The 7,362-nt window shown below is 74.8% G+C and carries 7 protein-coding genes; 3 read left to right on the forward strand and 4 right to left on the reverse strand.

Going from position 1 to position 7,362, the window contains the following annotated elements; all coding sequences use genetic code 11:
* Window positions 1-10: 10 nt before the first annotated feature.
* The 3 genes from VKZ81_RS33095 to VKZ81_RS33105 form a co-directional block, all read right to left on the reverse strand.
* Window positions 11-1,369, reverse strand: a complete 1,359-nt coding sequence (locus tag VKZ81_RS33095; protein WP_324245688.1) for a sensor histidine kinase — start codon at window positions 1,367-1,369, stop codon at window positions 11-13.
* Window positions 1,370-1,383: 14 nt separating this feature from the next.
* Window positions 1,384-2,130 (reverse strand): response regulator transcription factor, encoded by a 747-nt coding sequence (locus VKZ81_RS33100; protein ID WP_324245689.1) that lies wholly within the window; start codon window positions 2,128-2,130, stop codon window positions 1,384-1,386.
* A gap of 253 nt (window positions 2,131-2,383) precedes the next feature.
* Entirely contained in the window at window positions 2,384-3,145 is a 762-nt protein-coding gene (locus VKZ81_RS33105; protein ID WP_324245690.1) for an SDR family oxidoreductase, read from the reverse strand.
* 127 nt (window positions 3,146-3,272) lie between these two features.
* Between VKZ81_RS33105 and VKZ81_RS33110 the strand changes: the two genes are divergently transcribed.
* Complete coding sequence (locus tag VKZ81_RS33110) at window positions 3,273-4,103, forward strand: helix-turn-helix transcriptional regulator (protein WP_324245691.1); 831 nt, start codon at window positions 3,273-3,275, stop codon at window positions 4,101-4,103.
* Window positions 4,104-4,110: 7 nt separating this feature from the next.
* On the opposite strand, the gene VKZ81_RS33115 is transcribed toward VKZ81_RS33110, so the two are convergent.
* The gene (locus tag VKZ81_RS33115; protein WP_324245692.1) at window positions 4,111-5,034 is read right to left on the reverse strand and encodes an alpha/beta hydrolase; all 924 of its coding nucleotides are present in this window, start codon (window positions 5,032-5,034) and stop codon (window positions 4,111-4,113) included.
* 218 nt (window positions 5,035-5,252) lie between these two features.
* Between VKZ81_RS33115 and gdhA the strand changes: the two genes are divergently transcribed.
* Both gdhA and VKZ81_RS33125 read left to right on the forward strand, forming a co-directional pair.
* On the forward strand, window positions 5,253-6,593 hold the full coding sequence (gdhA, locus tag VKZ81_RS33120; RefSeq protein WP_324245693.1) for an NADP-specific glutamate dehydrogenase: 1,341 nt from the start codon (window positions 5,253-5,255) through the stop codon (window positions 6,591-6,593).
* Window positions 6,594-6,607: 14 nt separating this feature from the next.
* Window positions 6,608-7,303 (forward strand): alpha/beta fold hydrolase, encoded by a 696-nt coding sequence (locus tag VKZ81_RS33125; protein WP_324245694.1) that lies wholly within the window; start codon window positions 6,608-6,610, stop codon window positions 7,301-7,303.
* Window positions 7,304-7,362 lie beyond the last annotated feature (59 nt).

Genomic DNA, 7,362 nt, shown 5'->3' on the forward strand with positions numbered 1-7,362 from the left:
CGCGGCGCGCTCAGTGCTCGGCCTCGGGCAGCTCCACGACGAACCGCGCGCCGCCGCCCGGCCGGTCCTCGATCCACACGCGGCCGCCGAGGTGCCGGACGTGCTGGGCGACCAGCGCGAGCCCGAGCCCGCTCCCGCCGCCCTGCCCGCGCTGACCGGCCTGGGTGCCGCGCGCGAAGCGCTCGAACACCCGCTCCCGCATGTCCTCGGGGACGCCCGGCCCGGCGTCGTCGACCTCGATGCGGACCCGCCCGCGCGCTCGGAGCACGGCGAGCCGCACCGCACCTCCCGCGTACCGGTCGGCGTTGTCGAGCAGGTTGGACACGATCCGGTCGAGCCGGCGCCGGTCCCCCTGCACCACCGGCGGCGGTGCGCCGACCTCCACCGCGATCGGCGCGCGCGACCGGGCGGCGAGGACGTTGCGCACCAGCTCGGCCAGATCGACGATCTCGCCGGTGGGCCCGTCCGCCTGCTGGTGGTCGCGGGAAATCTCGAGCAGGTCGACGACCATCCGCTCGAACCGCGCCACCTCCGACAACAGGAGGTCGAGGGCCTGGCCGGCCGCGCCGGTGAGCTCGGCGCGCCGCCGCCGCAGCACCGCCGCCGCGTTCGTCATCGTGGTGAGCGGCGACCGCAGCTCGTGACTCACGTCACCGGCGAACCGGGCGTCCCGCCGGACCCGCGCCTCCAACGCCTCGGTCGTGTCGTTGAAGGCGGTCGCGAGCGCGGCGAGGTCCCGGTCGCGGTACTGCGGCAGTCGGGTGTGCAGCTCGCCGCTCGCCACCCGCGACGCGGCCGCCGTCAGCTCGGCCAAGGGGCGCAGGGCCCGCCGGCTCGCCCACGCGCCGAGCCCGAAGCCGAGGAAACCGCTCGACGCGACCCCGGCCACGAGGACGACGCCGAGGAAGCTCAGCGACCGGTGCAGCTCCAGGAGCGGGAAGAGCTGGACGAAGACGTCGGAACCGCCCCCGGTCGGGACCGCGACGGCCATCACCGGGACCCGGTCGACGTCGAGCCGCCTGCTGGCCGGGACACCGGCCGAGGCCTCATCCATGAGGTCGTCCGGCAGCACGGTCGGGTCGATGCGGCGCCCGCTGGTGATCCACCCCCCGGGCCGCTGGAGCAGCACCGACGTCGGGGAATCTGACGTCAACCCGGCGAGCAGCTCACCGAGGCCCTCCGACCCGCTCCGCAGCGAGTTCGCGACGAGCAGGGCGTTGACCTCGGCCTGGCGGACGGCGCTCTGCTCGCGCTGGCGGAGCATGTAGTCGCCGGCCAGGTTCCAGGTCGCGGCCGCGAGCACCCCTGTGAGCAGGAGCGAGCCCAGCCCGAACGCGGTCGCCACCCGCCGGCGGAGCGTGAGCGGCACGATCTGCACCCGTCCTACGCGGTGCCGCTCACCTTGTACCCGCGCCCGCGCACGGTGAGCACGGACTCCGGGGCGTCCGGGTCCCGCTCGACCTTGCGCCGCAGCCGCCGGATGTGGACGTCCAGCAGGCGGGTGTCGCCGAAGTAGTCGTATCCCCACACCCGCTTCAGCAGCTCCTCCCGGGTCACGACCCGGCCCTCGGCGGCGGCGAGCTCGACCAGCAGGCGGAACTCGGTGCGGGTCAGGTGCACCTGCGTCCCGGCCCGACGCACGACCTCCTCGTCCGGGAAGATCTCGATCTCGCCGACCACGAGCGACCTGCGGGCCGCGTCGGCGGGGTGCCTGCGGCGCAGGAGCGCCCGGATGCGGGCGGCGAGCTCGCTCGCGACCAGCGGCTTCGTGACGTAGTCGTCCGCGCCCGCCTCCAGCCCCTCGATCACGTCCGCCGAGTCCGCCCGTGCCGAGACGATGATGATCGGCAGGTCGCCGCGGGCCCGGAGGGTGCGGCAGACGTCCAGGCCATCGACGCCGGGCAGCATCAGGTCGAGCAGGACGACGTCGACCCGGGTCGTCTCGAGCAGGTCGAACGCCTCCTCGCCCGACCCGGCCTCGACGACCTCGCAGCCCTCGTCCGCGAGCGCCAGCCCCAGCGCCTGCCGGATGCGCTCGTCGTCCTCGACCAGCAGCAGCCGCGCCTGCGTGCCGTCTGCACCCCGGTCGAGCGAGCGGACGGGTGCGCCGCGGGTCGATCGCTGCATCATCCTCCGATCCGAATCGTGGGCGTCTCCCGGCGCCGGGGACCGTACCCGGACCGCGCACTCCCGCCGGCGGGGTGGGCCACGATCCGGGGGTGGACCTCCGGGTGCGACGCGGTGCGGCTGTCCAGCCCCCGCGACCGCGCCACGGCGCACGCGATCTACCGCAGCCTGGGTTACCGGGACCGCTGTCCCGACCACGCCCAGTTCATCCGCCCGCTCCGGTAGTCGCCCTCGGCGGGGCGGTGCGGAGATCGGGTCAGCCGCTACGGCCGGGGAGCAAGGCGAGGGCCTGGGCGCGCTGGGCGACGAGCTCGTCGTAGGTGCCGTCGCGCTCGGCCCAGCGGTGCCCGCGGACCCCCTCCACCAGGATCTCGTCCGGGGTCGGCTCCTGGGAGAGCAGCTGCATCACCTCGGTGGCGAAGTCGTCCAGCGGCAGCGCGCGCGGGTTCACCTTCTCCTGACCGGCGGTCGCGACGGCGGGCGGCACCAGCTCGACGACGCCGACGCCGGTGCCCGCGAGCTGAGCGCGCAGCGCCTCCGAGTACGCGTGCACCGCGGCCTTCGAGGCGCCGTAGGACGGCATGGGCGGGAACGGGAGGAACGCGATGCCGGAGGTGACGGTGATGAACGTGCCCGCGCCCCGCCCGACCAGGTGGGGGGTGAAGGCGTCGATCACCCGGATGGTGCCGAGCAGGTTGGTGTCGATCGTCTTCTCGGCCGTCGCGAAGTGCGCCGGGTCCCGCAGGTCCTCCATGATCATGACGCCGGACATCGTCACCACGGTGTCCAGCTCGGGGTGGCCGGCGAGCACGTCGTCCCGGGCGGACGCGACCGAGGCGGCGTCGGTGACGTCGACGGCGACCGTGCCGAAGCCCTCGCCGGCGAGCTCGGAGAGCGCCTGCCGGTTCCGACCGCCGACGACGACGGTGCTGCCCGCCTCGGCGAACCGCCGGGCCAGTTCGCGGCCGATGCCCGACGTCCCGCCGACGATCAGGACGGTGCGGTTGGAGACGTCCACGAGATCATCCCTTCTGCCTGAGGTGATCCCATGCTCGGGCGCCTCCGCCGGGAGAGGTGGTGCCCCGGTCGTCCCGGGTCCTGCCAGGACCCCCTCTCCGACGACCGCACCGGCCTACGCTGCCGGTGTGCCGAACGACGACTCCGCCAACCGGCTCGGGAGCTACCTCCGCGCCCGGCGCGAGCTGGTCACCCCGGCCCAGGCGGGCATCCCGTCCGGCGGCAACCGCCGCACGCCCGGCCTGCGCCGGGAGGAGGTGGCGCTGCTCGCCGGGATCAGCGCCGACTACTACCTGCGGCTGGAGCGGGGGCGCGACAAGAACCCCTCACCCCAGGTGCTCGAGTCGATCGCGCGCGTCCTGCAGCTCGACGACGTCGAACGGACCTACCTGCTCGGCCTCGTGGGGGCCCGCCCCCGCACGCGGCGCCGCAAGCGGGCCGAGCGGGTGCCGCCGCGGCTGCACCAGCTGCTCGCCCACCTGGATCTCCCCGCGTTCGTCGAGGGCCGGGCCTTCGACGTCCTGGCCTCCAATCGCATGGCCCTCGCGTTCTCCCCCCGGCTGCGGCCGGGTGAGAACCGGCTCCGCTCGCTGATGCTCGACCCCGAGGAGCAGGCCTTCCACGAGGACTGGCCGAAGGCGGCCGCCCAGTTCGTCGCCGCCCTGCGCACCACCATCGGCGACGACACCGACGACCCCCGGTTCGTCGAGCTCGTCGGGGAGCTGTCGCTGGCCAGCCAGCGGTTCCGCACCCTGTGGGCCCGCCACGACGTGCGCACCCTCGACGGGGGCACGACCACGGTGAACCACCCCGTCGTCGGGCGGCTGCACCTGCACCGCGACAAGTTCCCCGTCGACGACGTCATCCTCGTCGTCTACTACCCCGACAAGGGCAGCGAGAGCGACGAGAAGCTGCGGCTGCTCGCCGCCCACGCCCTCTCCGCCGCCGACGCCACCTGAGGGGGCGTCAGGGCAGCAGGTCGTCGAGCGCGGCGAGGACCTCCCGGCTGCGCGCGTCCGCCTCGGCCACGACGCCGAGGAAGGCGAAGTAGCCGTGGATCAGCCCGGGGCCCGGCACGTGCCGCACCGCGACGCCGGCCGCGCGCAGGCGCTGCGCGTAGGCGTCGCCCTCGTCGCGCAGCGGGTCGAACTCGGCGGTCGCGACGACCGCGGGCGGCAGGCCGGCGAGGTCCGGGGCGTGCAGGAGGTCGACGTGCGGCTCGCCGCGCCGGGCCCGGTCCGGCAGGTACTGGTCGTAGAACCAGGCCATGTCGGCGCGGGTGAGGAAGTAGCCCTCGCCGTTGTCCCGCATCGACGGGGTGCTCATCGACGGGTCGGTCGCCGGGTACACGAGCAGCTGCGCGGCGAGCGCGGGCCCGTTCCCGTCGCGCGCCCGCAGCGCGGCGCCCGCCGCGAGGCTCGCGCCCGCGCTGTCGCCCGCGACGACGTGCGGCAGGCCGGGGTAGCGGTCCGCGGTCCACGCGAGCGCGGCCATCGCGTCGTCGAGCGGGGCCGGGTACGGGTGCTCGGGCGCCAACCGGTAGTCGACGGCCACGACGGTGGCGCCGACCGCGTTGGCCACCCGGCGGCACACCGGGTCGTGGGTGTCGAGGTCGCCGACCACCCAGCCGCCGCCGTGGAGGTAGGTGATGACCCGACCGCGGTCGCCGGTGGGCGTGTACACCCGCACCGGGACCGGGCCCGCCGGGCCGTCGACCGCGTCGTCCACGACCTTCGCCACGGGCTCCGGCACGAAGTCCGCGCCGCGCCGGGACACAGCGAGGGAGCGGTAGTGGCTCCTCGTCTCCTGGGCGGTGGCCTGGACCAGCGGGAGCGCACCGGCGGCGGTGGCCTGGTCGATGACCGAGCGGAACTGCGGGTCGAGCGGCATCGCGTCCTCCGGGTGACGGGCCCGGCGGGCCCGCGGGAGGCACCCACCGGAAACGATCATCCAGCATGCCAAACGGGCACCTCGCCGCACAGCGATCGCAGCGGGGTGAGCCGTTCGCCACACGTGCTTCCCGCTGGGCGCCTCCCGCCGAGCGGGCCGCCTCGAGGCGCCTAGGCTCGGATGGCCGCACGCGGTGCGGCGGCCGAGCGAGGAGGACGATGCACGTCGAGCTGGAGCGCATCTACGAGGACGTACTGGCGCGCAACCCGGGTGAACGGGAGTTCCACCAGGCCGTGCGCGAGGTCCTGGAAAGCATCGGGCCCGCCGTGGACAAGCACCCCGAGTACGCCGACGCGAAGATCGTCGAGCGGATCTGCGAGCCGGAGCGGCAGATCATCTTCCGGGTCCCCTGGGAGGACGACCAGGGCCGCATCCACATCAACCGTGGGTTCCGCGTCGAGTTCAACAGCGCCCTCGGCCCGTACAAGGGCGGGCTGCGGTTCCACCCGTCGGTGCTGCTGGGCACGGTGAAGTTCCTCGGCTTCGAGCAGGTGTTCAAGAACGCGCTGACCGGGCTGCCGATCGGCGGCGGCAAGGGCGGCTCGGACTTCGACCCGAAGGGCCGCTCCGACCGCGAGGTCATGCGCTTCTGCCAGAGCTTCATGACCGAGCTCTACCGCCACCTCGGCGAGCACACCGACGTGCCCGCGGGCGACATCGGCGTCGGGGGCCGGGAGATCGGCTACCTGTTCGGGCAGTACAAGCGGATCACCAACCGCTACGAGTCCGGCGTCCTCACCGGCAAGGGCCTGATCTACGGCGGCGCCCAGGTGCGGCGCGAGGCCACCGGGTACGGGTGCGCGTTCTTCGTCGAGGAGATGCTGCGCGCCCGCGGCGAGTCCTTCGACGGCAAGGACGTGGTCGTCTCCGGCTCGGGCAACGTCGCCATCTACACGATCGAGAAGGTGCACCAGCTCGGCGGCCGGGTTGTCGCCTGCTCCGACTCCTCCGGGTTCGTGCACGACCCGAAGGGCATCGACCTCGAGCTGCTCAAGGAGGTCAAGGAGGTGCGCCGGGAGCGGATCAGCGCTTACGCCGAGCGGCGCGGGGGCGACGCCGCGTTCGTCGCGGACCGCTCGGTGTGGGAGGTGCCGTGCGCGGTCGCGCTGCCGTCGGCCACCCAGAACGAGATCGACGAAGCGGACGCGATCGCGCTCGTGCGGGGCGGCTGCATCGCCGTGGGCGAGGGCGCCAACATGCCGACCACGCCGAAGGCCGTGCGGGTCCTGCAGGAGGCCGGGGTGGCGTTCGGGCCCGGCAAGGCGGCCAACGCGGGCGGCGTCGCGACGTCGGCGCTGGAGATGCAGCAGAACGCGTCGCGGGACTCGTGGTCGTTCGCCCACTCCGAGGAGCGCCTGCGCGAGATCATGGTCGGCATCCACGCCCGCTGCTACGAGACCGCCGAGGAGTACGGCATGCCCGGCAACTACGTCGCAGGCGCCAACATCGCCGGCTACGCCCGGGTCGCCGAGGCGATGCTCGCGCTCGGGCTCGTCTGAGCGGGCGAGCAACCGTGCCGACGGGGTTCGATGCGGGGGAGCACAGCGGGCGCCGGCCGACGGTGGTGGCGGTGCCCGGGCTGGGGCTCTCGGCCGCCGTACCCCGCCGCACCCTCGACCTGCTCGGGCCGCCCGCAGGCGTCGTCGAGCTGCCCGCCTTCGGCCTGCCGGCACCGCGGAGCACCGATCTGGACCCGTGCGCGCTCGCCGAAAGGCTGCTCGCGCGGATCGACGCGCCCGGCCCCGTGGTGCTGGTCGGACACTCCGCGAGCTGCCAGGTCGTCGCCGCGGCCGCGGCGCGGACGCGGGTGGCCGGGCTGGTGCTCGTCGGCCCGACCACCGATCCCCGCGCCGTCGGCTGGCCTACCCTCGCCGCCCGCTGGTTGCGCACCGCGGGCCACGAGCGGCCCGGCCAGGTGCCGCGCCTCGCCCACGACTACGCCCGTACCGCGCCCGGCGCGATGCTGCGCGGGATGGCGGCCGCGCGCCGCCACCGCATCGAGCGGGCCCTCGCCGGCGTCGACTGCCCGGTGCTGGTCGTGCGCGGACGCCACGACCGGATCGCACCGGCGGACTGGACCGCGGCCCTCGCCGCCGCCGCGCCGCGGGGAAGGGCGCACACGCTGCCCGCGGGCGCCCACATGGTGCCGATCACGCACCCCGCCGCGATCGCCGCGGTGATCGCCGAGTTCCTCGGCCGCACGGCGTGACGGCAGAGCTCCTGCCCAGCGCGGCCGAGCTCGGGTGCCGGCGCCGGTCACGCCCACGC

This window comes from Pseudonocardia sp., from assembly GCF_035305885.1.
In the GTDB taxonomy this organism is placed as follows: domain Bacteria; phylum Actinomycetota; class Actinomycetes; order Mycobacteriales; family Pseudonocardiaceae; genus Pseudonocardia.

Bases quoted from the DNA above. Each gene is read 5' to 3' on its own strand.
- VKZ81_RS33100 (WP_324245689.1), bottom strand. From the start codon at position 2,130: ATGATGCAGCGATCGACCCGCGGCGCACCCGTCCGCTCGCTCGACCGG.
- gdhA (WP_324245693.1), top strand. From the start codon at position 5,253: ATGCACGTCGAGCTGGAGCGCATCTACGAGGACGTACTGGCGCGCAAC.
- VKZ81_RS33115 (WP_324245692.1), bottom strand. From the start codon at position 5,034: ATGCCGCTCGACCCGCAGTTCCGCTCGGTCATCGACCAGGCCACCGCC.